General features: G+C 73.3%; 20 protein-coding genes, 1 pseudogene and 1 riboswitch. Of the genes and pseudogenes, 15 read left to right on the top strand and 6 right to left on the bottom strand.

Going from position 1 to position 24,851, the window contains the following annotated elements; translation table 11 throughout:
- Nucleotides 1-340: 340 nt before the first annotated feature.
- The 4 genes from abc-f to LIV37_RS37545 form a co-directional block, all read right to left on the bottom strand.
- Nucleotides 341-1,939: a ribosomal protection-like ABC-F family protein gene (gene abc-f, locus LIV37_RS37560; RefSeq protein ID WP_020872290.1), complete on the bottom strand. Its 1,599-nt coding sequence runs from the start codon at nt 1,937-1,939 to the stop codon at nt 341-343.
- Between the two features lie 162 nt (nt 1,940-2,101).
- Nucleotides 2,102-3,589, bottom strand: a complete 1,488-nt coding sequence (locus LIV37_RS37555; protein ID WP_121824051.1) for a hypothetical protein — start codon at nt 3,587-3,589, stop codon at nt 2,102-2,104.
- A 197-nt stretch (nt 3,590-3,786) separates the two neighbouring features.
- On the bottom strand, nt 3,787-4,914 hold the full coding sequence (locus LIV37_RS37550; protein WP_020872288.1) for an alpha/beta hydrolase: 1,128 nt from the start codon (nt 4,912-4,914) through the stop codon (nt 3,787-3,789).
- Between the two features lie 184 nt (nt 4,915-5,098).
- Nucleotides 5,099-5,785, bottom strand: a complete 687-nt coding sequence (locus tag LIV37_RS37545; protein ID WP_020872287.1) for a class II aldolase/adducin family protein — start codon at nt 5,783-5,785, stop codon at nt 5,099-5,101.
- A 349-nt stretch (nt 5,786-6,134) separates the two neighbouring features.
- On the opposite strand from LIV37_RS37545, the gene LIV37_RS37540 reads away from it, so the two are divergent.
- The 10 genes from LIV37_RS37540 to cobC all read left to right on the top strand — a co-directional run bounded on the left by LIV37_RS37540 (nt 6,135) and on the right by cobC (nt 17,590).
- Nucleotides 6,135-7,391 carry an inorganic phosphate transporter gene (locus tag LIV37_RS37540; RefSeq protein WP_020872286.1) on the top strand — a complete coding sequence of 419 codons (1,257 nt, stop codon included), beginning with the start codon at nt 6,135-6,137 and terminating at the stop codon, nt 7,389-7,391.
- A 13-nt stretch (nt 7,392-7,404) separates the two neighbouring features.
- Entirely contained in the window at nt 7,405-7,656 is a 252-nt protein-coding gene (locus LIV37_RS37535) for a hypothetical protein (protein WP_020872285.1), read from the top strand.
- A 168-nt stretch (nt 7,657-7,824) separates the two neighbouring features.
- Nucleotides 7,825-8,042: riboswitch (cobalamin riboswitch) on the top strand.
- A gap of 155 nt (nt 8,043-8,197) precedes the next feature.
- Nucleotides 8,198-9,181 carry a cobalamin biosynthesis protein gene (locus LIV37_RS37530; protein WP_020872284.1) on the top strand — a complete coding sequence of 328 codons (984 nt, stop codon included), beginning with the start codon at nt 8,198-8,200 and terminating at the stop codon, nt 9,179-9,181.
- On the top strand, nt 9,178-10,782 hold the full coding sequence (locus tag LIV37_RS37525; RefSeq protein WP_020872283.1) for a cobyric acid synthase: 1,605 nt from the start codon (nt 9,178-9,180) through the stop codon (nt 10,780-10,782). The genes LIV37_RS37530 and LIV37_RS37525 overlap by 4 nt, the downstream gene beginning before the upstream one ends.
- A 58-nt stretch (nt 10,783-10,840) precedes the next feature.
- Complete coding sequence (locus tag LIV37_RS37520; RefSeq protein WP_121824052.1) at nt 10,841-12,976, top strand: putative cobaltochelatase; 2,136 nt, start codon at nt 10,841-10,843, stop codon at nt 12,974-12,976.
- Nucleotides 12,976-13,572 carry a cob(I)yrinic acid a,c-diamide adenosyltransferase gene (gene cobO / locus LIV37_RS37515; RefSeq protein WP_037949564.1) on the top strand — a complete coding sequence of 199 codons (597 nt, stop codon included), beginning with the start codon at nt 12,976-12,978 and terminating at the stop codon, nt 13,570-13,572. Before LIV37_RS37520 ends, cobO begins: the two co-directional genes overlap by 1 nt.
- Nucleotides 13,566-15,017, top strand: coding sequence for a cobyrinic acid a,c-diamide synthase CobB (locus tag LIV37_RS37510; RefSeq protein ID WP_020872281.1), 1,452 nt, complete (start codon nt 13,566-13,568; stop codon nt 15,015-15,017). Before cobO ends, LIV37_RS37510 begins: the two co-directional genes overlap by 7 nt.
- A gap of 19 nt (nt 15,018-15,036) precedes the next feature.
- On the top strand, nt 15,037-15,537 hold the full coding sequence (locus LIV37_RS37505) for a cobalamin biosynthesis protein (RefSeq protein WP_020872280.1): 501 nt from the start codon (nt 15,037-15,039) through the stop codon (nt 15,535-15,537).
- A 69-nt stretch (nt 15,538-15,606) separates the two neighbouring features.
- Nucleotides 15,607-16,443, top strand: coding sequence for a sirohydrochlorin chelatase (locus LIV37_RS37500; protein WP_020872278.1), 837 nt, complete (start codon nt 15,607-15,609; stop codon nt 16,441-16,443).
- 10 nt (nt 16,444-16,453) lie between these two features.
- Nucleotides 16,454-17,590, top strand: a complete 1,137-nt coding sequence (gene cobC, locus LIV37_RS37495; protein ID WP_243146096.1) for an Rv2231c family histidinol phosphate aminotransferase CobC — start codon at nt 16,454-16,456, stop codon at nt 17,588-17,590.
- Between the two features lie 355 nt (nt 17,591-17,945).
- Here cobC and LIV37_RS37490 read toward each other — a convergent pair whose 3' ends face one another.
- Both LIV37_RS37490 and LIV37_RS37485 read right to left on the bottom strand, forming a co-directional pair.
- Nucleotides 17,946-18,845 (bottom strand): SCO1860 family LAETG-anchored protein, encoded by a 900-nt coding sequence (locus LIV37_RS37490; RefSeq protein WP_020872276.1) that lies wholly within the window; start codon nt 18,843-18,845, stop codon nt 17,946-17,948.
- Between the two features lie 305 nt (nt 18,846-19,150).
- Nucleotides 19,151-20,260, bottom strand: coding sequence for an amidohydrolase family protein (locus tag LIV37_RS37485; protein ID WP_185058027.1), 1,110 nt, complete (start codon nt 20,258-20,260; stop codon nt 19,151-19,153).
- Between the two features lie 394 nt (nt 20,261-20,654).
- Here LIV37_RS37485 and LIV37_RS37480 point away from each other — a divergent pair.
- From LIV37_RS37480 to LIV37_RS37460, 5 genes and pseudogenes are all read left to right on the top strand, one after another.
- A pseudogene (locus tag LIV37_RS37480) lies at nt 20,655-21,200 on the top strand (SigE family RNA polymerase sigma factor); the annotation flags it as partial.
- Between the two features lie 143 nt (nt 21,201-21,343).
- A complete protein-coding gene (locus LIV37_RS37475) occupies nt 21,344-22,198 on the top strand; it encodes a hypothetical protein (RefSeq protein WP_121824055.1) in 855 nt (284 codons plus the stop codon).
- A 319-nt stretch (nt 22,199-22,517) separates the two neighbouring features.
- Entirely contained in the window at nt 22,518-23,069 is a 552-nt protein-coding gene (gene ectA / locus LIV37_RS37470) for a diaminobutyrate acetyltransferase (RefSeq protein ID WP_121824056.1), read from the top strand.
- 73 nt (nt 23,070-23,142) lie between these two features.
- Entirely contained in the window at nt 23,143-24,405 is a 1,263-nt protein-coding gene (gene ectB / locus LIV37_RS37465) for a diaminobutyrate--2-oxoglutarate transaminase (protein WP_020872271.1), read from the top strand.
- A gap of 40 nt (nt 24,406-24,445) precedes the next feature.
- Complete coding sequence (locus LIV37_RS37460) at nt 24,446-24,850, top strand: ectoine synthase (protein WP_020872270.1); 405 nt, start codon at nt 24,446-24,448, stop codon at nt 24,848-24,850.
- Nucleotide 24,851: the final 1 nt, after the last annotated feature.

The following is a 24,851-nucleotide window of genomic DNA, read 5'->3' as shown; positions in this document are numbered from 1 at the left end:
TGGATGAAGGATTGCGGGAAATCGCGGCGCGACGACCTTCGGAAGCAAGGATTCCGGCGCTGTTCAACCTGACACTCTTTCGTCTTCATCGGCGAAGAGGCAGGTCAGGGCATACGTGAGCTACGTCGCAGACATCCGGACCGGCGCACGGCACGTGGTGTGCGCCGGTGGCCCACGACGCGCCGCGATACCAGCCGTTCTCACTCAGATGATGGATCACGCCTAGGCCGAATGATCTACGGGAAGGGGGTCGGACCGGAGGAACCGGACTCTTGGGGCGGCGTCCGGAACGCCACCCCCGGCGCTCCGCCGGGCCCACCCCGCCCGCCGTCTGGCCTCGTCAGGCGAGCGCGACGAGGTCCGCGTAGTCCTGGCCCCAAAGATCCTCGACACCGTCCGGAAGCAGAATGATCCGCTCCGGCTGCAGCGCCTCGACGGCGCCCTCGTCGTGGGTCACCAGGACCACCGCACCCGCGAAGGTGCGCAGCGCGCCGAGGATCTCCCCACGGCTGGCCAGGTCGAGGTTGTTGGTGGGCTCGTCCAGCAGCAGCACATTGGCCGACGAGACCACCAGGGTGGCCAGCGCCAGCCGGGTCTTCTCACCACCGGAGAGCACCCGGGCCGGCTTGTCCACGTCGTCGCCGGAGAACAGGAAGGACCCGAGCGTCTTACGGATGTCGACCAGGTCGAGATCCGGGGCGGCTGAGCGCATGTTCTCCAGGACGGTGCGCTCCGGGTCGAGCGTCTCGTGCTCCTGCGCGTAGTAACCCAGCTTCAGCCCGTGTCCGGGGGTCACCTGGCCGGTGTCCGGCGTCTCGACCCCGGCCAGCAGCCGCAGCAAGGTCGTCTTACCGGCGCCGTTCAGCCCGAGGATGACGACCCGGGACCCCTTGTCGACGGCCAGGTTGACATCGGTGAAGATCTCCAGGGAGCCGTACGACTTCGACAGGCCCTCGGCGGTCAACGGGGTCTTGCCGCACGGGGCGGGGTCCGGGAATCGCAGCTTGGCGACCTTGTCGGACTGCCGCACCGCCTCCAGACCGGACAGCAGCTTCTCGGCGCGGCGGGCCATGTTCTGCGCGGCGACCGTCTTGGTGGCCTTGGCGCGCATCTTGTCGGCCTGCGAGTTGAGCGCGGCGGCCTTCTTCTCGGCGTTGGCGCGCTCGCGCTTGCGGCGCTTCTCGTCGGCCTCGCGCTGGGCCTGGTAGAGCTTCCAGCCCATGTTGTAGACGTCGATCACCGAGCGGTTGGCGTCGAGGTAGAAGACCTTGTTGACCACCGTCTCGACGAGGTCGGCATCGTGGGAGATGACGATGAAGCCGCCGCTGTAGGTCTTCAGATAGTCCCGCAGCCAGGTGATCGAGTCGGCGTCGAGGTGGTTGGTGGGCTCGTCCAGCAGCAGGATGTCGGAGTCCGAGAAGAGGATCCTGGCCAGCTCGACCCGGCGCCGCTGACCGCCGGAGAGCGTATGGAGCGGCTGGCCGAGCACCCGGTCCGGCAGGCCGAGGCTGGCGGCGATGGTCGCGGCCTCCGCCTCGGCGGCGTATCCGCCCTTGGTGAGGAACTCGGTCTCCAGGCGCTCGTACTTCTTCATCGCGCGCTCGCGGGTGGCGCCCTTGCCGTTGGCCATCCGGTCCTCGTTCTCGCGCATCTTGCGGAGCACGGAGTCGAGCTCGCGGGCCGAGAGGATGCGGTCGCGGGCGAGGACGTCGAGGTCGCCGGTGCGCGGGTCCTGCGGGAGGTAGCCGACCTGACCGGAGCGGGTGATGGTGCCGCCGGCCGGGATGCCCTCACCGGCCAGACACTTGGTGAGCGTGGTCTTGCCCGCGCCGTTGCGGCCGACCAGACCGATGCGGTCGCCCTTGGCGATACGGAAGGAAGCGGACTCGATGAGGACACGGGCGCCGGCACGCAGCTCGACGCCGGAGGCGGTGATCACGGGAATTACTCCTGGGCAGGGTGGACGGCGGACGGGACGGACGAGGGCGGCCGACGCCGTCTAATGCACGAGGAGAATTGCCATGGGGCTAGTTTAGCGGGGCGGGCAAGTCGTTAATCCCCCGGCTTTAGCCCCCCGGCTTTCCCCCCGGCCGCCCGTCCCTCAGGCCCCGCCCGTGTGCACCTGGAAGGCCGCCCGGCGCACAGCCTTGGCCAGGGCCGGATCGGGGTGGGCCGCGGCCAGCGCCACCAGGACCTGCACGGTGCGGGGGTGCCCCACGGCCCGTACCTCCGCCAGCAGCGCGGGCACGGTGCCCTGGACGGCGGACTCCAGGTGGCGGACGAGCAGCGGGCTCTCCCCGTGGTCGGAGATGGCCGCGGCGGTGTCCACCCACAGCCAGGTGGCCTCCTCGCGGGTGAGCGCGTCCAGCGCCTCGTCCGGGTCGGCGCCCTCGTGCTCGGCGAGCCACAGGAGCGCGTACGGCCGCAGACACGATTCGTCGGCGACGGCCCGCACATTGGGCTCGGCGGGCGCCCCGACGACGCGCAGCGCCTCGAAGGCGAGCCCGCGCAGCAGCGCGTCGTCGCCGCGCGCCGCGTCGATGAGCTCGACGACGGCGCTGCCGACGGGGCGGGCGGCCAGCCAGGCCCGGTACTCGGCGCGGGCGGGGCCCGGGGTCAGGCCCGCACAGCCGCGCAGCATGTCGGCGGCGTGCTGCTCGATGTTCCCGGCCGGGCTCTGGGCTGCGACGCAGATCTGCTCCAGCTTGACCCACACCGCCCAGTTGCCGAGCGCGGTCAGCTCGGCCTCCCGGCGGTCGCCCTTGGCGTCGTCGGCCGCGCTCCCGGCGCTCTCCGGCCCCTCCGGCCCGTCCTGGGGTTCCTCCCGCACCGTGAGCGCCCCGACGGACGAGAGGGCGGCCAGGGCCCAGTCGAGCAGCCCCTCCAGCGTGGCGGCGTCCTCGGCGTCCTTGGTGTCGTCGGCGCTCGCGGCGCCCCCGTCGCCCCCGGCGTCCTCCGCGGGCTCCCGGTCCTCCGTGACCTCCTGGGGGACCTCGCACCGCTCGGTGCGCAGCTCGGCGACCCGCTGCCGGAGCATGTCCAGCAGGGTCGAGATCGGCATGGGACCGGCCGAGAGCTGCAGCAGGGAGAGCAGCTGCGGTACGGCCTCGACGACCTCCGCGACCGCCGTCGGCTCGGCCGTCTCGGGGGCGGGGCAGGCCAGGGACCACGCGTCCAGGAGCGCGACCCAGCCCCGCAGCACGGCGCTGTCGTCCCGGTCCCACGCCTGGAGCCGCCAGCCGGGGCGGGTGGTGCCCGCGTGGTGCTCGATGAGGCCGATGAGGCGGGCGCGGTCCCAGTCGGTCCGCACCTCCCGCTCGCTCACCCCGAGCGCCTCGGTGGCGCGGGCGGCGGCCTCGTCGGACAGCGCGCCGGGCGCGCCGTGCTCGGCCGCGGCCCAGTGGGCGATCGCCACGGCCCCGGTGAGCCCCGCCCGGGCCTGCCGGGCCAGCTCCGACGGCGGCGGAGTGCCCTCCGGCGGACGGGGCGCCGGTCTTGAGCCGCGGTTCACCGCGGGCCGGCGGGCCGTGGCCATCGGCCGGTTACGGACAAGTCGGAGCCGGGAGTCGCGCGGAGTACGGGACGTCACGGAAGCAGTCTCGCCGTTGACGGCCCGAAAGCCCAATCGGCACCCGTCCGGCGGTCGCCGCGAAGGGTTCACGCCATCTTACGGACGCTTCCGCCGCCGCCCCGCGAACGCTTCCCGCGCCGCCCCGCACGCGCTTTCGCGATCGCCTTACGGGCGCTACGGGAGGTCGGGCGGCGCGGGAGAGCGCCTTACGGGTGTTACAGGAGCGGTACCAGAAAGCGCCGCAGCGCCTCCTCGTACGCCTCGGGGTCCGCGTTCCACATGGCCGCGTGCGGGGCCTGCCGCACCGTGTGAAGGGTCACCAGATCCCGTCGGCGGTCGACGAATTCGCGCGAGACGTGCCAGGGCGCGAGGGTGTCGTCGGGGCCGTGGGCGACGAGCGTGGGCACCGACAGCCGCTCCGGGTCGGCCACCTCCGGGAGCCTGCTGTCGTGGAGTCCGGTGCGCCCCTCGGCGGCGCGCAGGGCGAGCGGGAGCAGCGGCGCGGGGATGCCGCGGGCCGCGGCGAGGGCGCGCAGGGTCGCCTGCCAGTCGAGCACCGGGGAGTCCAGGACGAGGCCGGTGACGCGGTGCCGCAGCGCGGAGTTCGCGGCGGCGTGGAGGGCCATCGAGGCGCCGGTGGACCAGCCGTGCAGCACGACCCCGCTCGCCCCGTAGCCCACCGCGTAGCGGATGGCCGCGTCCAGGTCCCGCCACTCGGTGTCGCCGAGGTGGGATATGCCGTCCGCGGAGCGCGGGGCGCCGGGGTCGCCGCGGTAGGCGAGGTCGAGCACCGGCACCCGCAGCTGCCGCAGGAAGGGCATGACGACCATAGGGTGTTCACGGGTGGTGCCGAGGCCATGGGTGGTGATCACCCATGTGGAGCGTTCGCCGGGGATGAACCAGGCGGGCAGCGGACCGAGTTCGGCGTCCACGTCCACGTCGGCGTGGTCGATGCCGAGCGCGTCCCGTGGGTTGCCGATGTGCACCTGGGGCGTCAGCCGGACCCGAGTGCCGGGGGTGAGCTCGCCGTGGGTGACCCGCTCCAGCCGGCGCACGACGCAGTCGGCTGGGTGCGGGGCGTCCTCGATGACGGGGCCGACGACGGCGTGGCAGGAGCGGCCGGTGAGGCCGTAGGTGCCGGGGCGCAGCGAGGCGAGCGAGCGGGTCAGGGTGATCTGGCCGGCCGCGGTCGCGTGGACGGTCAGCGGCGCCTCGTTGGGCAGCGGACGGTCGGGGACCGGTTTCAGCGCAGCGCTGGTGGCGTACCGTCCGGCCGCCACCGCGGCCACGCCGACACTCAGCAGGGTGGTGGCGGCCGCGACCGCCGTTGTTCGCAGGCGCATCCCTCCCAGTGTGGTCGGGGAGGCGGCGCCCGGCCAGCGGGCGTGCCCGGCCGGGTGACCTCCCGGGCGTGGCGCGGGGCGTACCGGGCGGGGCCCGGGGCGTGCCAGGCCGGGTCCGGAGCGTGCCAGGCGTGGCCCGGGGTACCCGGGGTACCGGCTGGGGCCCGGGGCGTGCCTGGCGGGCTCAGCCCTTCTGGCCGTAGCCGCTCAGCTTCTCGGCGGCGCGCCGCATCTCGTCCGGCGGGATCAGGGAGGGGGCGCGGCCGGGGACGGAGACCGCGTTGAGCCAGACCCGGCACATCCACTCGAGCTGGGCGGTGCGGTCGTACGCCTGGTCCAGGGTGGCGCCGTGGACGACGGTGCCGTGGTTGCGCAGCAGACAGCCGCTGCGGTCGCGCAGCGCCTCGATCATGGCGTCGGCCAGTTCGTCCGTGCCGTAGAGCGCGTAGGGCGCGACGCGGACCGGGCCGCCGAGGGCGGCGGTCATGTAGTGGATCGCGGGGAGCTCGTCGACGAGCGTGGAGACGGCCGTGGCGTGGACGGCGTGGGTGTGGACCACGGCCTCGGCGTCGGTCTCCCGGTAGACCGCGAGGTGCATGGGCAGCTCGCTGGTGGGCTTCAGCGTGCCGAGGACCTGCCGCCCGTCCAGGTCGACGGCGACGGCGTCCCTGGGGCCGAGCCGGTCGTAAGGGACGCCGCTCGGGGTCACCAGGACGGTGTCGCCGACGCGGGCCGAGACATTGCCCGAGGTGCCGACGACCAGGCCGTCGGCGGTGGTCCTGCGGGCCGTGCTCACCACCTGCGTCCATGCCTGCCGCAGGGGATGCGTCAGCCGCGGCTGCGGCTGCCGCGTGGATCGCGACTGGGTCACCTGCCCTCACCTCCGAGGCCCGATCCTTCCAGGCGGCCGCCGGCGGCGCGGCGGCGGGACCGGAACGGGCACGGCGGGCGACTACGACCGTGCTTAGTGGACACCCGGCTCCGGGCGGGTGAGCGTGGGGGGTACGGGGACGCCCGCGAGGCCGGTCCCGGCGCTTGCTCGGCGGCCCTCGATCGCGGCTCAACTCCCGTACGACATGGGAACGTAGGCTGGAATTCACACTGCCTTGGCGATCCCGCAACCATGTCACTCCGATGCCCTGCTCAGTTCATCTTCCGTTCACCCTGTTTCCTTACGTTCACCGTGCCACTAACGAACTTCGAACTGATTGACCGGGTGTATGGAACACATCACGCTTCTCATCGGGATCGTGATCGTCACGGCCTTGGTGTTCGACTTCACGAACGGTTTCCACGACACGGCTAACGCCATGGCCACCACCATCTCCACGGGAGCACTCGGGCCCAGGGTGGCGGTGGCGATGTCGGCCGTCCTCAATCTCGTCGGCGCGTTCCTGTCCGTGGAGGTGGCCAAGACCATCTCCGGCGGGATCATCGACGAGGGTTCCGGTATCCAGCCAGAAGTGATCTTCGCGGGACTCGTCGGCGCGATCCTGTGGAATCTGGTGACGTGGCTCGCCGGACTCCCCTCCAGCTCCTCGCACGCCCTGTTCGGCGGTCTGATCGGCGCCACCGTGGTCTCCGTGGGCCTGGACGGGGTCAACGGCGACGCGATCGTCATGAAGGTCCTGATCCCCGCCGTCGCCGCGCCGATCGTGGCCGGCATCGCCACGCTGGCCGCCACCCGGCTCACCTACCGGCTCGGCCGCGACCGCTCCCCGGAGGACACCGCGAAGGGCTACCGCGCGGGGCAGATCGCCTCGGCCGCCCTGGTCTCCCTGGCCCACGGCACCAATGACGCCCAGAAGACGATGGGCGTGATCACCCTGGCGCTGGTCACCGGGAACGTGGTGGCGCCCGACTCCGACCCGCCGCTGTGGGTCATCGTCTCGGCGGGTCTGGCCATCGCGCTCGGCACCTACCTGGGCGGCTGGCGCATCATCCGCACCATGGGCAAGGGCATCACCGACATCCAGCCGCCGCAGGGCTTCGCCGCCCAGACCGGCGCCGCCACCGTCATCCTCGCCTCCTCCCACATCGGTTTCGCGCTGTCCACCACCCAGGTCTGCTCCGGCGCCGTCATGGGCGCGGGTGTCGGCCGTAAGGGCGCCGTGGTGCGCTGGTCGACCGCGGGCCGGATGGTGGTCGCCTGGGTGCTGACCCTGCCGGCCGCCGGTCTGGTGGCGGGCGCCGCCGCGCTCCTGGCCGACCAGGGGAACGCGGGAATCACGGCGGTGGCCGTGCTCGCCGTCCTGGCCTGCGGGGCGATCTGGATGCTGTCGCGCCGCAAGCCCGTGGACCACACCAACGTCAACGAGGTCGGCACCCAGGAGCCGGTGGGCGCCGTCACGGCCGCCCTGCGGTCCGTGGCCCCGCCGCCCGCCGGTGCGTCGAGCGCCGCCCCCGGGGACACCACCCCGGAGAGCACGCCCGAGCAGCCCCCCACCCCCGCCGTCGCGAGCAGCACCACCCGCTAAGGAGCCAGGAAACATGAGCATCGACTGGGCGGCACTCGGCCAGGTCTTCGGCATCAGCCTCGCGGTGACGGTCGCCATGGTGGGCGTCTTCACCCTGGGCATCGTCGGCACCTCCCGTAAGACGGCGCCGGAGCAGGGCGGTACGGCCGCCGCCGTGCCCGGGGGCGCCATGGGCGCCTCCCCGCTCGCCCGCACCGGCGCGTACGCCTGCTTCGCGGTGTGCGCCGGGGTCGTGGCGTACGGCATCTATCTGATCGTCGCCTGAGGACCCCGCTTCCTTTCGTCGTATAAGGGCCCCGCTTCCCCGAACGACCCACCGGCCGCCGGATGGTGGCGCTGACCAGCGCCGACCGTCCGGCGGCCGTTCTGTGAGGGGCGGTGGTCTGTGGGGCTCGGCACACTCGGGCGTCATGGGTCATATGCGAGTTGACGGCCATTCGCGGCCCATGGTGGACTTCCCGAGCCAAACGGCGGCAGGAGAGGAAGCCGGTGAGAATCCGGCGCGGTCCCGCCACTGTCACCGGGGAGCACCCTCCCATCGCCTGTATGGGGTCACGGCTCGTCCGTACGGTTCGTCGCGTACGCGGGGCTGGAAGACCGGGAGGGCCGCGGATCCGGGAGCCAGGAGACTCTCACCGCCGGTCACGTCGAACCAGGGCGAGGACCCTGAGTGAGGACATACCGCCATGCCCGGCATCGCCACGCCGCCAGCCCTCCCTGTCCGATTCGGCTCTTCCGGCCCCACTGGCCCCTCTGGTCCCTCTGGTCCCGTATCGCCGCGCCGAGGCGTGACGGCGGCCTGACGGATGCGTGCCGACCACGCCTCGTTCGCGTGCGGCGCCGCCCTCGGCTTCCTCGGCGACCTCGCCACGGGTGATCCGCGCCGCGGCCATCCGGTGGCCGCGTTCGGGCGCGCCGCCGCGGCCGCCGAGCGCCGGCTGTGGCGCGACCACCGGGGTTACGGGGCCCTGCACACCGCGTTGTGCGCGGGCGGCGCGGCCGCCGGTGCCGCGCTGCTGAGCCGCGCCGTACGGGGCCTTGACGGCCGCCGTGGCGCGGAGGTCGCGCTGACCGCCGCCGCCACCTGGGCCGTGCTGGGCGGCACGAGCCTGGGCCGTGAGGCACGGGCCGTCGGCGGGGCGCTGGCCGCCGGGGACCTCGAGGTCGCCCGGGAGCGGCTGCCGCATCTGTGCGGCCGCGATCCGCAGGCGCTGGACGGGCCGCAGATAGCCCGCGCGGTCGTCGAATCGGTGGCCGAGAACACCTCCGACGCGGTCGTGGGCGCGCTGGTGTGGGGCGCCGTGGGCGGAGTGCCGGGGCTCATAGGTTTCCGCGCCGTCAACACCCTGGACGCCATGGTGGGCCACAAGTCGCCGCGCTACCGGCGGTTCGGCTGGGCGGCGGCCCGGCTGGACGATGTGGCCGGCTGGCCCGGTGCGCGCCTTACGGCGGCCCTGGCGACGCTCGCGGGCCCCGATCCGCGCGGTGCGTGGCGCGCCTGGCGGCGCGACGGCCGGCGCCATCCGAGCCCCAACGCGGGCCCCGTGGAGGCGTCCTTCGCGGGTGCGCTCGGCGTCCGGCTGGGCGGCACCCTCGCGTACGGCGGCCGGGTCGAGCACCGGCCGGTGCTCAACTCCGGCGGGCGGCCGGTGGAGTCGGCCGACATCGAGCGGGCGATACGGCTGTCGCGGCGCGTCGGCGTCCTGGCGCTCGGGTTGTCCATAGTGGCCCGGCCGGTCCTGAGGACGATGACGGGGCGGCCCCGGGCCTTGGGAAGGGGCGGCGGATGAGTGGGATACGCGGTAAGGGCGGCACGGACGGTTCCGGGGCGCGCGGTGGGGGGCTGCTCGTCGCGGGCACGACCTCCGACGCGGGCAAGAGCGTGGTGACGGCCGGGATCTGCCGGTGGCTCGCCCGTAAGGGCGTCAGCGTGGCGCCGTTCAAGGCGCAGAACATGTCGCTCAACTCCTTCGTCACCCGGGAGGGGGCGGAGATCGGGCGGGCGCAGGCCATGCAGGCCGCCGCCGCGCGCGTCGAGCCGAGCGCGCTGATGAACCCGGTCCTGCTGAAGCCGGGCAGCGACCGCAGCAGCCAAGTGGTGCTGCTGGGCAAGCCGGTGGGCGAGCTGAGCGCGCGCGGGTACTTCGGCGGGCCCGGAGCCCCCTCGCCCGGTGAGAGGCTCTCCGCGGGGCGGGAGGAGCTGCTGGGGACCGTCACGGAGTGCCTGGAGGAGCTGCGGCGCACCCATGACGCGGTGATCTGCGAGGGCGCGGGCAGCCCGGCCGAGATCAATCTGCGCCGCACCGACATCGTCAACATGGGGCTGGCGCGGGCCGCCGGGCTTCCGGTCGTGGTGGTCGGGGACATCGACCGCGGTGGCGTCTTCGCGTCCTTCTTCGGCACGACCGCGCTGCTGTCGGCGGCGGACCAACGGCATGTGGCCGCCTACTTGGTGAACAAGTTCCGCGGCGATGTGAGCCTTCTGGAGCCCGGGCTCCAGATGCTGCGCGGCCTCACCGGACGCCCGACCGTCGGGGTGCTCCCGTTCGCCCACGGGCTGGGGATCGACGAGGAGGACGGGCTGCGGGTGTCGCTGCGCGGCACGGTGCGGGAGAGCGTCGTGGCGCCCCCTTACGGCGCGGACGTCCTGCGGATCGCGGTCGCCGCCGTGCCGCTGATGTCCAACTTCACGGACGTGGACGCGCTGGCGGCAGAGCCGGGCGTGATCGTGCGGTTCGTGGATCGGCCCGAGGAGCTGGCCGACGCCGATCTGGTGGTGCTGCCGGGCACCCGGGGCACTGTAAGGGCGCTGGAGTGGCTGCGTGAGCGCGGGCTGGCCGACGCGATCGCCAGGCGGGCCGCCGAGGGCCGTCCGGTGCTGGGCGTCTGCGGCGGCTTCCAGGCGCTCGGGGAGCGCATCGAGGACGAGGTCGAGTCAAGGGCCGGGAAGGTCGCCGGGCTCGGGCTGCTGCCGGTGCGGGTGCGGTTCGCGGCCGAGAAGACCCTGGCCCGGCCGGTGGGCGAGGCGCTCGGCGAGCGGGTGGAGGGCTACGAGATCCACCACGGGGTCGCCGAGTTGCTGGACGGGGCCGAGGAGCCCTTCCTGGACGGCTGCCGGGTGGGCTCGGTATGGGGCACGCACTGGCACGGCTCGCTGGAGAGCGACGGCTTCCGGCGGGCGTTTCTGCGGCGGGTGGCCGCCGCGGCGGGCCGGGCGTTCGTCCCCGCGCCGGACACCCGCTTCGGCGAACTGCGCGAGGAGCAGCTCGACCGCCTCGGCGACCTGATCGAGGAGCACGCCGACACCGACGCGCTGCTGCGGCTCATCGAGGAGGGCGTCCCGGAGGGCCTGCCGTTCGTCCCTCCGGGGGCGCCGGGCGGGACGACATGACGAACCCCCGCCCCCATACCGGACCGCTGTGCCCACGCACCCCAGGAGGTATCGCCGCGTGACCATCACCTATCCCTTCAGCGCGATCGTCGGCATGGACGGCCTGCGGCTCGCCCTGCTCCTCAACGCCGTCTCGCCCGCCGTGGGCGGCGTCCTGGTGCGCGGCGAGAAGGGCACGGCCAAGAGCACCGCCGTAAGAGCGATCGCCTCGCTGCTGCCCGAGGTGGACGTGGTGGCCGGGTGCCGGTTCTCCTGCGATCCGGCCGCGCCCGACCCGTCCTGCCCGGACGGGCCCCATGAGCCGGGCACGGGCGAGGCGCGCCCCGCGCGGATGGTCGAACTGCCCGTGGGCGCCTCCGAGGACCGGCTGGTGGGCGCGCTCGACATCGAGCGGGCGCTGTCGGACGGCGTGAAGGCGTTCGAGCCCGGGCTGCTCGCGGACGCCCACCGCGGGGTGCTCTACGTCGACGAGGTCAATCTGCTGCACGACCATCTGATCGACCTGCTGCTCGACGCGGCCGCCATGGGCGCCTCCTATGTGGAGCGCGAGGGGGTGTCCGTACGGCATGCGGCGCGCTTCCTCCTGGTGGGCACCATGAACCCCGAAGAGGGCGAGCTGCGGCCGCAGTTGCTGGACCGCTTCGGTCTCACGGTGGAGGTCGCGGCGTCCCGCGACACCGAGGAGCGGGTCGAGGTGGTGCGGCGGCGGCTGGCGTACGACGAGGACCCCGAGGGGTTCGCGGCGCGCTGGGCGGCGGACGAGGAGGCCCTGCGGGAGCGCATCGCGGCGGCCCGCGCCCTGCTGCCGCGGGTGGCCCTCGGCGACCGCGCACTGCGGCAGATCGCGGCGGTGTGCGCCGGGTTCGAGGTGGACGGGATGCGCGCGGACATCGTGACGGCCCGTACGGCGACCGCGCTGGCCGCCTGGGCGGGGCGCACCGACGTCCGGACGGAGGACGTACGGGGGGCCGCGCTGCTGTCGCTCCCCCACCGCCGGCGGCGGGCGCCGTTCGACGCGCCGGGGCTCGACGAGGACAAACTCGACGAGATCCTGCGGCGGTTCGAGGAGGACGACCCGGAGCCGGATCCGGACCCGGACCCGGGTCCCGAGGACGGGCCGGGCGGCCCCGGGCCGGATGACGCGGGCGGCCCCGAGGACGGACCGCGGGAGGGCGCGGATGACGGGGCGCGCGAGCAGGCGCCGCCCGCCGAACCCGAGCCGTCCGTACCCGACCAGCGCACGGGTGAGCACGAGACGGCCGACCGCGAAACCGACTCCGCCCCGGCCGACCGCGACGGCGGGGCGGGCGAAGCGGACGGCGGTGCGGGCGGGGAGCGGGCGGCCGTGGGCGCCGCCGAACCGTTCCGGACCCGGCGGCTCGACGTCCCCGGCCTGGGCGAGGGCGCGGCAGGGCGGCGCTCGCGCGCCCGCAGCGCGCACGGCCGCACCACCGGCGCGCGCCGCCCGCGGGGGACGCTCTCCGCGCTGCATCTGTCGGCGACCGTCCGGGCGGCCGCCCCGCATCAGCTGGCGCGCGGCCGGCGCGGGCCCGGGCTGCTGGTGCGCCGGGACGATCTGCGCGAGGCGGTGCGCGAGGGCCGGGAGGGCAACCTCGTCCTGTTCGTGGTGGACGCGTCGGGCTCGATGGCCGCGCGCAAGCGGATGAGCGCGATCAAGGGCGCGGTGCTGTCGCTGCTGCTCGACGCCTACCAGCGGCGGGACAAGGTCGGGCTGATCACCTTCCGGGGCGCGGACGCCGAGCTGGCGCTGCCGCCCACCTCGTCGGTGGACACGGCCGCCGCACGGCTGGAGCGGCTGCCGACGGGCGGCCGCACGCCGCTGGCGGCCGGGCTGCTGAAGGCCCGGGAGGTACTTCGGGTGGAGCGGCTGCGGGATCCCGCACGCCGTCCGCTGCTGGTCGTGGTGACCGACGGGCGGGCCACGGAGGCGCGGCGGTCCGGCGGGCCCACACCGGTCGAGCGGGCCGGGCGCGCGGCGCGGATGCTCGCGGGCGACGGGGTCGCCTCGGTGGTCGTGGACTGCGAGTCGGGGCCGGTGCGGCTGGGGCTCGCGGGCGCGCTCGCGCGCGAACTGCGGGGCACGCCGGTGACACTCGACGAGCTGCGCGCGGACAGTGTGACCGCGCTGGTGCGGGATGTACGAACCGTTTCCAACCCTCGGAGGGCCGCCTGATGCCGCAAGGACAACCGACCGTCGTGCCGGACGACGGGCTGACCACCCGCCAGCGCCGCAACCGTCCGCTGGTACTCGTCCACACCGGTCAGGGCAAGGGCAAGTCGACCGCGGCGTTCGGGCTGGCGCTGCGGGCGTGGAACCAAAACTGGCCGGTCGGTGTATTCCAATTTGTAAAGTCCGCGAAATGGCGGGTCGGTGAGGAGCGTGCGCTGCGCGTCCTCGGCGACTCGGGCGAAGGGGGGACCGTCGCATGGCACAAGATGGGCGAGGGCTGGTCGTGGGTGCAGCGCGACATGGCTTCCAGCGAGGAGGCCGCACGCGAGGGCTGGGAGCAGGTCAAGCGCGATCTCGCGGCGGAGACATACCGGCTCTATGTGCTGGACGAGTTCGCGTATCCGATGCACTGGGGCTGGGTGGACCCCGACGAGGTGGTGGCGGTGCTGCGGGACCGGCCCGGGACACAGCACGTCGTCATCACGGGGCGTAACGCACCGGCGCAGCTGCTGGACTTCGCCGACCTGGTCACCGACATGTCCAAGGTCAAGCATCCGATGGACGCCGGTCAGAAGGGCCAGCGAGGCATCGAGTGGTGAGTGTCCCACGCCTGGTGATCGCGGCGCCCGCCTCCGGCAGCGGGAAGACGACGGTCACGGCGGGGCTGATGGCCGCCTTCGCGGAGCGCGGTCTGGATGTGTCCCCGCACAAGGTCGGCCCGGACTACATCGACCCTGGCTATCACGCGCTCGCGATCTCCTCGGCCGCCTCTTCGGGCGCCTCGGGGGTCGGCCGGTCGCGGGTGGGGAACGCCCGCCCGGGCCGGAATCTGGACGCCTATCTGTGCGGTCCGGACCGGATCGCGCCGCTGTTCCTGCATGGGGCGGCGGGCTGCGATCTGGCCCTGGTCGAGGGGGTGATGGGCCTGTTCGACGGGGCGGCCGGGCAGGGCGAGCTGGCCTCGACGGCGCATGTGGCCAAGCTGCTGCGGGCACCGGTGGTGCTGGTGGTGGACGCGTCGTCGCAGTCGCGGTCGGTGGCAGCGCTGGTGCATGGCTTCGCCTCCTGGGACCCCGAGGTGCGGGTCGCGGGGGTGATCCTCAACAAGGTCGCTTCGGACCGTCACGAGGCGATGCTGTGCGAGGCGCTGGAGGGGTGCGGGGTGCCGGTGTTCGGCGCGCTGCGCCGGACGCGGGCGGTGCGGGCCCCGAGCCGCCATCTGGGTCTGGTGCCGGTGGCCGAGCGCCATGCGGAGGCGGTCGATTCGGCGGCCGCGCTGGCCGCCCGGGTGCGGGAGGGCTGCGATCTCGACGGGCTGCTGGCGCTGGCCCGCAGCGCACCGCCGCTGTCCGGGCGGGGCTGGGATCCGGAGGAGGAGATACACAGGGCGATGGACGCGGTCCCCGGTGCCGGGGTCCGGGGCGGCCGGGCGGCGCGGCCGGTGGTCGCCGTGGCGGGCGGGGCCGCGTTCACCTTCTCGTACGCGGAGCACGCCGAGTTGCTCACGGCCGCCGGGGCACGGGTCGTCCCCTTCGACCCGCTGCGGGACGAGCGCCTCCCGGAGGGCACCGGCGGTCTGGTGATCGGCGGTGGTTTCCCGGAGGTCTACGCCCCCGAGCTGTCCGCGAACGAGCCGCTGCGCACCGCCGTCGCCGGGCTCGCCGCGTCCGGCGCGCCCGTCGCCGCCGAATGTGCCGGACTGCTGTATCTGGCGCATTCGCTGGACGGGGAGCCGATGTGCGGGGTGCTGGCCGCGAAGGCACGGATGTCGGAACGTCTGACGCTGGGCTACCGTGAGGCCGTGGCCATCTCCGACACCTCACTCGCCGCCGCGGGGACACGGGTGCGCGGCCATGAGTTCCACCGCACCACCGTCGTGCCCGGAGCGGGGCCGGAGCCCGCCTGGGGTCTCGTCCACCCGGAGCGTCGTACCGAAGGGTTCGCACAGGGAGATGTGCATGCCTCCTATCTGCATGTGCACTGGGCATCGGTCCCGGGGGCGGCGGCCCGGTTCGTCGACAGATGTGCGCCCCCTGCCGGTTGAGCCGAGGCGGTGAGCTGACGTGGAGGTCATCGGCCGGGGCACGGCGTCTCCCCCGCCCGCGGCACCGCTTGTCGTCGGGGTCGGGGCCGGCCGGGGCGTATCCGCCGCCGAGGTGCTCGGACTGGTCGAGGCCACCCTGGCGGAGGCGGGCCTTCCGCCGCGTGGCGTCGCCGAGTTGGCCACGGTCGAGGCCAAGGCCGGGGAGGCCGGACTGCTGACGGCGGCCGAACGGCTGGGGGTGCCGCTGTGCGGATACCCCGCTGAGGCGCTGGCCGCGGTGGCGGTGCCCAACCCGTCCACGGCACCGCTCGCCGCCGTGGGCACGGCCGGGGTCGCCGAGGCGGCCGCGCTGCTGGCCGCCGGTCCGGGTGGCCAACTGCTCGTCGCCAAGCGGAAGTCCACGCCACACGGCCGCCCCGGGAAGGCCACCTGCGCTGTCGCTCGCCGCCCGGCGGCGGTCAAACCCGGGCAGGGCGGGCAGCGAAGACCTGCCGTCGACCGCCCCGACGCAGGTCAGTAACGTCTCGGGGCGGAACAGCCCGCCCCCCGCCGACCGTGACACCCGCACCACCTGCACCAAGGAGACCTCGTGACGACCCCGCCCGCCCTGCTCATCGCAGGTATCGGCACGCGAGACGAGAGGCGTGCCGCCGCCTTCCAGGCATTCGTGAGGGAGTTGGCCGCACGCCACCCGGACCTGCCCGTGGCGGGTGGCCTCACCGGACCGGGCAGCCACCCGCTGTCCGACGCGGTCACCCGGCTCGTCGGGGAAGGGGTGACCCGCTTCGCGGTCGTCCCGATGACGCTGATCCCGGCGGCTCCCCCGAGAGACGGCATCGCCGCCGCGCTGGCCCAGGAGGCGGAGCGGCACGCCGACGCGTCGTTCGCCTCCGCCCGGCCGCTCGGCCCGCACCGCACACTGCTGAGCCTGCTGGAGCGGCGGCTCGACGAGGCGCTGGGCAATCGGCCCCGGCTGCCCTCGGACCGCGCGGAGACGACCGTGCTGCTGGTGGGCGACGGTTCGCCACTTCCCGAGGCCAACGCCGAGGTGCACCGCGCGGCCCGGCTGCTGTGGGAGGGCCGTGGCTTCGCGGGCGTCGAGGTGGCCTTCGCCTCGCTCGCCGCCCCGGATGTGGCCTCCGGCCTGGACCGCTGCGCCAAGCTGGGGGCGCGGCGGGTCGTGGTGCTGCCGTACTTCCTGTTCGAGGGGGACGCCCTGGAGCGGGTGCGGCAGCAGGCGGAGGGCTGGGGGCTCGCCCACCCCGAGGTCGAGGTGGTCTCGGCCGATGTCATCGGTCCGGCGCGGGAGTTGGCCGACCTGGTCATGGACCGCTATGAGGAGGTGGCCGACACCAGCGAGCGCGCCGGGTTCAGCGACGAGGCCCATGCCTTCGCGCATCCGGATGCCCACGCCGATGTCCGCTGAGCCGTCTGCGATGTCCGCTGAGCCGTCGGCGATGCCCGCTGGCGTATCGGCCGGCCTGCCCGCGGCAGGGGCCGCCGCCGATGGCGTGTCCGCCGGGTTCGACCTGCGGCATCACGGGGACGCGGAGGTGCGGGGTGCCGATGCCGCTCTGACGGACCTCGCGGTCAACGTCCGGGCCGGTACGCCTCCGGACTGGCTCAAGGCCCGTATCGCCGCGTCCCTCGACGGGCTGGCCGCCTATCCGGACGGGCGGGTGGCCCGGGAGGCGGTCGCCGCGCGCCATGGGCTTCCGGTCGGCCGGGTACTGCTGACGGCGGGCGCCGCGGAGGCGTTCGTCCTGCTCGCCCGTGCCATACCGGCCCGACGTCCGGTGGTGGTGCATCCGCAGTTCACCGAGCCGGAGGCGGCGCTGCGGGACGCTGGACACACGGTGGAGCGTGTGGTCCTCGATGAGCGGGACGGTTTCCGGCTGGGTCCGGCGGCCGTGCCGGAGGACGCCGATCTGGTAGTGATCGGCAACCCCACCAACCCCACATCCGTGCTGCACCGGGCCGACGCTGTGGCCGGGCTCGCCCGGCCGGGGCGGACGCTGGTGGTGGACGAGGCGTTCATGGACGCCGTCCCGGGTGAGTCGGAGTCGCTGGCGGCCCGCACCGATGTGCCGGGGCTGGTGGTGTTGCGCAGCCTCACCAAGACCTGGGGCCTGGCGGGGCTGCGGATCGGCTATGTACTGGCGGAGCCGGACACCGTCACGGCGCTGGAGCGGGTCCAGCCGCTGTGGCCGGTGTCCAGCCCGGCCCTGGCGGCGGCCGAGGCGTGCTGCGTCCCGTCCGCCCTCGCCGAGGCGGCCAGGGCCGCCGACCGCACAGCCGCCGACCGGGCCCATCTGGCCGATCGGCTGGCCGAGTTGGCGGAGTCGGCCGAGGTGCGGGTGTGCGGCCCGGCGGCCGGGCCGTTTCTGCTGATCCGTGTGGAGGGCGCGGCGGCGATCCGCACCCGGCTGCGGGAGCTGGGCTTCGCCGTCCGCCGCGGTGACACGTTCCCGGGACTCGGCCCGGACTGGCTCCGGCTCGCCGTCCGCGACCGCGCCACGACGGATCGCTTCGTCATCGCCTTGACGAAGGCGATAGCGGACACGGCCGCCTGAGCGCTTCGCGGGAAGTGGCGCGGGGTACGGTCGTTCATCCGCGGCTGCGTCGTGGCTGAACGCCCACGCGGCGGAGCCGCATATCGGCACAGCCGCGGCGGAGCCGCATATCGGCACAGCCCCGCGCCCCTTCGGGGCGCAATCGAACCGCACCGGACTTCAGCGAGGCCGCTCGGCGGACGCTGCCGCCCGACCGTGCCCCGCGCGGCGCGGAGCGCGGTCGACTACGGCTCGCCCGGGCCCTCGTGAGCGGGCCCCGCGCCCGCACGCACCCGTGCGCGCAGCCGCACCGGCACCGGCCCCGGCACCCGCGCCGGGTGGCGCGAGTGCCGGGCCCAACACCGGCGAACCGGCGTCAGGCGGTGTCGCCGCTGGTGGCGGCGGCTCGGCGGCGGCGGGCCAGGACGACGGCGCCGCCGCCCACGGCGAGCAGGAGCGCGCCACCTGCCACCAGGTACGGCGTGGCCGAGCTGCCGCCGGTCTCGGCCAGGTGCTCCGGCTTGGGCTCGGGCTTGGTCTGGGAGCCCACGCTCGGGCTGGGCTCGACCGCCGCGGCCACGGGCGACTCACAGGTCGCCCGGGCGAGGGTGACCTGCCCCTCGACCTCCGAGACGTTCAGCTTGAGCGGGTTCACGGAGACCTTCAGGTTGAGGGCCGTGGCCGCCGCCGTGCGCGAGGTGGTGGCCGTCCGCGACAGGTCGAGCCGGACCTGGCCGAGCGACGGCACATCAACCGTGGTGGTGCCGCTCGTGCGCAGGGTGACCTTCTGACCGAGCACGCTGACGCCGCCGAGCAGGTTGGAGTGGGCGGTCGGCCGCTTCCCGACGGCGCACACCGCCTTCGAGGTCACCTGCTCGACCGTGATCAGCGGCACCGCGGCCAGGCCCGGGACATGCACCTGGGCGTTGACGAGGTTGGAGTACCCCTCGGCGCGCTGCTTGTCCGCGGCGGCCCGGGCGGTGGCCACATCGGCCCGCAGGACATTGAACGGCCGGCCCCCGTCCACGCCGTCCAAGGTCGCGCTGAGCGCCGTCTTGCTGGCGGTCGCGGGCGCGTGCACATCGTTCAGCACGACCGAGAGCGGAGCCCGGACGGTCTTGTTGAGCAGGGAGACATCGAGATCGGTGCGGAGCACGACCGCACCCGCCTTACCGGTGGTCGCACCGGAGTCGGCCTGCGCGGTCGTCGCGGGCAGCAGGCCCAGGACGGAGACCGCGGCAGCGGCAGTGGCGGCCGCCAGACGGCGGGTGGGCATGCCGAAGTAGGTGTTACTGGAACAGGACACGTGAGTTGACCCCCACAGGAGACATGGAGCCGCCGGCGCCTGCCGCGGGGGACTCCACGGGCGCCGACGGCCTCGACCACGCCATATTTGCGCACTGAGGGTAAACAGGCAGACACATGATGTCCGTTCATCCCAAAGGGTGTGGTTCGCCGCCCAGTTCGAACCACGTTCCCTTCCGGCACCCCTCGCCCCACCTGTCCCCCACCCGTATCAGCCCCGCTTGCCCCGCCCGTATCAGCCCCGCTCACCCCGCCCGTATCGCCCCGCGTACCCCGTCAGCCGACCACCCGTCCCCGCAGCACCACCCGCCGCGGCGTCGTCAGCACCCGCACATCGGCGCGCGGATCCGCGTCGTAGACGACGAGATCGGCGGAGGCGCCCTCGGTGAGTCCCGGCCGCCCGAGCCAGTCCCGTGCCTCCCAGGTCGCCGCCGAGAGCGCGTCGCGCACCGGGATGCCCGCCTTCACCAGCTCGGCGACCTCCTGCCCGACCAGCCCATGGGCCAGGCCGCCGCCCGCGTCCGTGCCGGTGTAGATCGGGATGCCCGCGTCGTAGGCCGCCCGCACCGTCTCGTAGCGGCGCGCGTGCAGCCGCCGCATATGGTCGGCCCAGCGCGGGAACCTCGCCTCGCCGCCCAGCGCCAGCCGGGGAAAGGTGGCGATGTTGACCAGGGTCGGCACGATCGCCACGCCCCGCTCGGCGAACAGCGGGATGGTCTCCTCGGTGAGCCCGGTGGCGTGCTCAATGCAGTCGATCCCCGCCTCGACCAGCGGGGCCAGGCTCTCCTCGGCGAAACAGTGCGCCGTGACCCGCGCGCCCAGCCGGTGCGCCTCCGCGATGGCCTCCTCGACCGCGCCGCGCGGCCAGCAGAGCCCCAGGTCGCCGGTCTCCCGGTCGATCCAGTCGCCGACCAGCTTGACCCAGCCGTCGCCGCGCCGCGCCTCCGCGGCCACATAGGCGACCAGGTCCTCGGGCTCGATCTCATGCGCGTAGTTGCGGATGTAGCGCTTGGTGCGGGCGATATGACGGCCGGCCCGGATGATGCGGGGCAGGTCCTCGCGGTCGTCGACCCAGCGGGTGTCGGCCGGCGATCCGGCGTCCCGCAGCAGCAGCGCCCCGGCGTCGCGGTCGGTCAGCGCCTGTTTCTCGCTCGTCGAGTCGTCCACCGCCCCATGGGCGTCGAGTCCGACATGGCAGTGGGCGTCGACGAGGCCGGGCAGCACCCAGCCCTCGACCAGCCGGATTTCCCTGACCCCGGACGGCCGCTCGAAGGTGATCCTGCCGTCGACCACCCACAGCTCGTCCCGTACGTCCCCGGCAGCGTCGCCGGTGTCCGGTCCGACCAGGACCCGGCCCTTGATGTGGAGCACCGCGCTATCCCTCATGCAACGCACTGTACGAGACCGGGGCAGGGCGTTGACCGGCCAATTCCCATCAGCGGGAACGGCGCCACTCGAACAACACGCAGAGCGCTGCTACGCTCACGCAACCCACCGGACGAGCGGCAGTGAGGAGGTCCTCGTGAGCGCTCCCGCCGATGACGCGGCCGCCTCGGGCACCGCGCGAGCCGTACGGATGGCCGCGGCGCGCACGGGGGACACGCCACGGGGTCCAGGGGGCCCGGGGCACATGTCCCCGCAGGCGCCCGACGCACCGGAGGGCCCCGACGGCTTACCCGCCGAAGCCTTACCGGCCGACGCACTACCGGCCGACGCCTTACCCGCTGACGCCCTACCGGCCGACGTGCACCCCGCCGACGCCTTGCCGCCCGCCGACGCCTTGCCGGCCGATCCACAAGCCGAGTTCCGGGACTTCTTCGAGCGGCACCACGCCGAGCTGGCCCGCCTCGCCCATCTGCTGCTCGGCAGCTCCGACGGGGCGGACGACCTGGCGGCCGACGCGCTGGTGGCGGTCTGGCACCAGTGGGACCGGGTGCGGGCCGCCGACCACCCGGCCGCGTACGCCCGGGGTGTGGTCGCCAACCTGGCCCGGTCCCGGATCCGCAGCCTGGTGCGCGAGCGGCGCCGCGTGGCGCTCTTCTCCTCGCAGCGCCCCGACCGCGTGGACGACCCGGATGTGTCCGCCGTGGTGGATGTGCAGGCCGCGCTGGTCCGGCTGCCGTTCCGCAAGCGCGCGTGTGTGGTGCTGCGCCACGCCTTCGACCTCTCAGAGCGGGAGACGGCCCGTACGCTGGGCATTTCGGTGGGCACGGTCAAGAGCCAGACCTCACGCGGCATCGCCGAGCTGGAGCGGCTGCTCGGCCCTCCGGACGGCGGGGACGAGGAGGAACTGTCCGCGGCGACCGAGGCCGATCGGACAGGACGCACAGGACGGACGGTACGAACGCTCCGCGCCGGAAGCACCGGAAGCACTGGCCACACAGGTCACACGAGCCACACCGGCCACACAGGCCCAGCCCGCCACTCCGGTCATATGGGCCACGCCGGGCACGCAGGAGGGGGCAGTTGATGATCGAGCATCGCGAGCGCCCCGAGAGCCGCGGCCGCCCCGAGGGCCGCGATGTCGTCGCCGAGCTGCGTACGGCCGCCGCCTCCCATGAGCCGGACCGGGTCCGGATGCTGGCCCGGGTCACGGCGGGCATGGCGGCCGACGACCGGCGCCGCGCCCCGCGGACGAGCCCGCGCTGGACCCGGGTGGTGAGCCCGGTCGCCGGGCTGGCCGCGGCGGTCGCCGCGACGGGGATCGCGGTGGTGGCCACGGACGGTGCCGAGCGACCGCAGACGGTGCGCACCTCGAGCGAGCCCGCCGCGCCCCCGGCGGCGAGCGCGGGCGCCGGGGCGGGCAGCGCGAGTGCGGACGCGGACCGGCGGACCGGGGACGAGCCGGACGCCGGGTCGCAGGGCGATGCTGAGCGGCACACGCCGAGCGCCTATCCCACCGCGGCCGGTCCAAACCACCTCGCCGAGCCGACCGTGCGGTCCAAGGGCGCCATCAACACTCATTCCAATCCGTACTGGGCGCAGAGCGACATCACGCTCACCATCGGCAGGCCGCTGACCTCGCTGACGGTGGAGCTGCGGGTGGCGGACACCGGGGGTGTGCGGTCCACCGGGTCCTGGAGTTCGCTGCCGACCGGCGATGTGACCACCGCCACCCATGTCGAGGACGGTGTGCTGGTCTACCGCTGGACGCTCCGGAAGGGCGCGACCGTGCCCGCGGGCCGGTATGTCTTCGCGGGGCAGTACAACCACGCCGAGGGCGACCGGGACACCGGCCGGGACGCGTACGCGGCCTCGGGCAACGGCGCCACCGGGGCCTTCGCGGTGCGGGGCGACTTCCCTCAGTTCACCGTGGGAGATTGAATTCATGGCAGCTTGGCCAGAAATTCCCCGCGTTTTTCCGCTACTGCTTCCACATTCGTCTGCCCGCTTTTGTGATTCCTAAACACAAAATTTTTCACGAGATCCTGCCACCAAAATTCAAGCCGGTCACCGGCCAGTTACGCACATGTGACAGACTCCACATGCGATGCGCTATGCCCCAGTAACTCCCCCACAAATCACCGCCTTTCGGTGAACGGCCGCGCGCGCTCGCGCTCCCGCGTGATAACACATCGCCCCCCTTCCACGTAACCCCCCACCGCGATGCATTTTCTGATTCTGCTAGGTAAATTGAATTTGCATGACCGCCGCACAAGCAGACCTAGTCCGTAGCGAATTGGATTTGCCGGAGGGCCTGTCTCTCGACACCCCGCGCGTCGAGGACGGAGCCGCGATCTGGCGAATCGCTCGCGACTCCAAGACCCTGGACCTCAACTCTTCCTACAGCTACCTCCTGTGGTGCCGCGACTTCGCCGCCACATCCGTAGTGGCGCGCGACGCCGACGGCGGACCGGTCGGCTTCATCACCGGCTACGTCCGCCCCGAGCGCCCCGAGACCCTGGTCGTCTGGCAGGTCGCCGTCGATCACGCCTGGCGTGGCCGCGGACTGGCCGCCACCCTGCTGGACGGGCTGGTCAAGCGGGTCGCCGCGACGGGCGTCCGCGGCATCGAGACGACGATCACCCCGGACAACACCGCCTCGAAGCGGCTGTTCACCTCGTTCGCGGAACGGCACGAAGCCCCGCTCGAGCATGAGGTGCTCTTCCACGGCGGCCTGTTCCCCGACGGTGCGCACGAGCCCGAGGTGCTCTACCGCATCGGTCCGCTCGGCCAGCGCGCCGACCGGGCCTGACCCCGACCTCGATCGATCCCCCGATCCCTCACCCCCTCCTCACCCCCTCACACCCCTCTCCCAGGAGAACGCTGTGACCATCACCCCGCCCGCCCTGAGCGTCTTCGAGGCCCTGGAGTCGGAGGTGCGCAGCTACTGCCGCGGTTGGCCTGCTGTCTTCGACCGCGCGCAGGGCAGCCACATGTACGACGAGGACGGCCACACCTACCTCGACTTCTTCGCCGGGGCCGGATCGCTCAACTACGGCCACAACAACCCGGTGCTGAAGCGGGCGCTGATCGACTACATCGAGCGTGACGGCGTCACCCACGGCCTGGACATGTCCACCACGGCCAAGCGCGCGTTCCTCGAGTCGTTCCAGAACAACATCCTGCGGCCGCGCGACCTGCCCTACAAGGTCATGTTCCCGGGCCCGACCGGCACCAACGCCGTCGAGGCCGCGCTCAAACTGGCCCGTAAGGTCAAGGGCCGCGAGTCGATCGTCTCCTTCACCAACGCCTTCCACGGCATGTCGCTGGGGTCGCTGGCCGTGACCGGCAACGCCTTCAAGCGCGCCGGTGCGGGGATCCCGCTGGTCCACGGCACCCCGATGCCGTTCGACAACTACTTCGACGGCACGGTCGAGGACTTCCTGTGGTTCGAGCGGCTGCTGGAGGACCAGGGCTCCGGGCTGAACAAGCCCGCCGCCGTGATCGTCGAGACCGTGCAGGGCGAGGGCGGCATCAACGTGGCCCGGCCCGAGTGGCTGCGCGCCCTGGCCGAGCTGTGCGAGCGCCAGGACATGCTGCTGATCGTCGACGACATCCAGATGGGCTGCGGCCGTACCGGCGCCTTCTTCTCCTTCGAGGAGGCGGGCATCACCCCGGACATCGTGACCGTCTCCAAGTCCATCAGCGGCTACGGCATGCCGATGTCGCTCGCCCTCTTCAAGCCCGAGCTGGACATCTGGGAGCCCGGCGAGCACAACGGCACGTTCCGCGGCAACAACCCCGCATTCGTCACCGCCGCCGCCACCCTGGACACCTACTGGGCGGACGGCCAGATGGAGAAGCAGACCCTCGCCCGCGGCGAGCAGGTCGAGCAGGCCCTGCGCGCCCTCTGCGAGGAGCAGTCCGGCACCCACTTCCGCGGCCGTGGCCTGGTGTGGGGTATCGAGTTCGAGGACAAACCGCGCGCCTCGGCCGTCTGCAAGCGCGCCTTCGAACTCGGCCTGCTGGTCGAGACCTCCGGCCCCGAGAGCGAGGTCGTCAAGCTGCTGCCCGCGCTGACGATCTCCCCCGAAGACCTGGACGAGGGGCTGCGGACCCTCGCCCGCGCGGTCCGCGAAACCGCATGACCCTCCCGCACCGCAGAGAAGAGAAAGGCAAGATCTCACCGTGATCGTCCGATCCTTCAAGGACATCGAGGACACCGAGAGGCATATCAAGTCCAAGTCCGGCACCTGGGAGAGCAAGCGCATCGTGCTCGCCCGGGAGGGCGTCGGCTTCTCGCTCCACGAGACCATCCTCTACGCGGGCACCGAGACGTCGATGTGGTACGCCAACCACATCGAGGCGGTGCTGTGCGTCGAGGGCGAGGCCGAGCTCACCAACGACGAGACCGGTGAGAAGCACTGGATCACGCCCGGCACCATGTACTTGCTGAACGGGCACGAGAAGCACACAATGCGCCCCAAGACGGACTTCCGGTGCGTCTGTGTCTTCAACCCGCCGATCACGGGACGGGAGGACCATGATGAGAACGGCGTATACCCGCTGATCACCGAGACCGAGGAGGCATGAT

It is taken from the genome of Streptomyces rapamycinicus NRRL 5491, assembly GCF_024298965.1.
In the GTDB taxonomy this organism is placed as follows: domain Bacteria; phylum Actinomycetota; class Actinomycetes; order Streptomycetales; family Streptomycetaceae; genus Streptomyces; species Streptomyces rapamycinicus.
The sequence above is the reverse complement of the archived record's forward strand: the minus strand, read 5'-3'. Positions and strand labels throughout refer to the sequence as shown.

What these genes read in the sequence shown, in the direction of transcription:
- LIV37_RS37550 (WP_020872288.1), bottom strand. Translation starts at nt 4,914, where the DNA reads ATGCGCCTGCGAACAACGGCGGTCGCGGCCGCCACCACCCTGCTGAGT.
- LIV37_RS37540 (WP_020872286.1), top strand. Translation starts at nt 6,135, where the DNA reads ATGGAACACATCACGCTTCTCATCGGGATCGTGATCGTCACGGCCTTG.
- LIV37_RS37535 (WP_020872285.1), top strand. Translation starts at nt 7,405, where the DNA reads ATGAGCATCGACTGGGCGGCACTCGGCCAGGTCTTCGGCATCAGCCTC.
- LIV37_RS37530 (WP_020872284.1), top strand. Translation starts at nt 8,198, where the DNA reads ATGCGTGCCGACCACGCCTCGTTCGCGTGCGGCGCCGCCCTCGGCTTC.
- LIV37_RS37525 (WP_020872283.1), top strand. Translation starts at nt 9,178, where the DNA reads ATGAGTGGGATACGCGGTAAGGGCGGCACGGACGGTTCCGGGGCGCGC.
- cobO (WP_037949564.1), top strand. Translation starts at nt 12,976, where the DNA reads ATGCCGCAAGGACAACCGACCGTCGTGCCGGACGACGGGCTGACCACC.
- cobC (WP_243146096.1), top strand. Translation starts at nt 16,454, where the DNA reads ATGTCCGCTGAGCCGTCGGCGATGCCCGCTGGCGTATCGGCCGGCCTG.
- LIV37_RS37490 (WP_020872276.1), bottom strand. Translation starts at nt 18,845, where the DNA reads ATGCCCACCCGCCGTCTGGCGGCCGCCACTGCCGCTGCCGCGGTCTCC.
- LIV37_RS37485 (WP_185058027.1), bottom strand. Translation starts at nt 20,260, where the DNA reads ATGAGGGATAGCGCGGTGCTCCACATCAAGGGCCGGGTCCTGGTCGGA.
- LIV37_RS37475 (WP_121824055.1), top strand. Translation starts at nt 21,344, where the DNA reads ATGATCGAGCATCGCGAGCGCCCCGAGAGCCGCGGCCGCCCCGAGGGC.
- ectA (WP_121824056.1), top strand. Translation starts at nt 22,518, where the DNA reads ATGACCGCCGCACAAGCAGACCTAGTCCGTAGCGAATTGGATTTGCCG.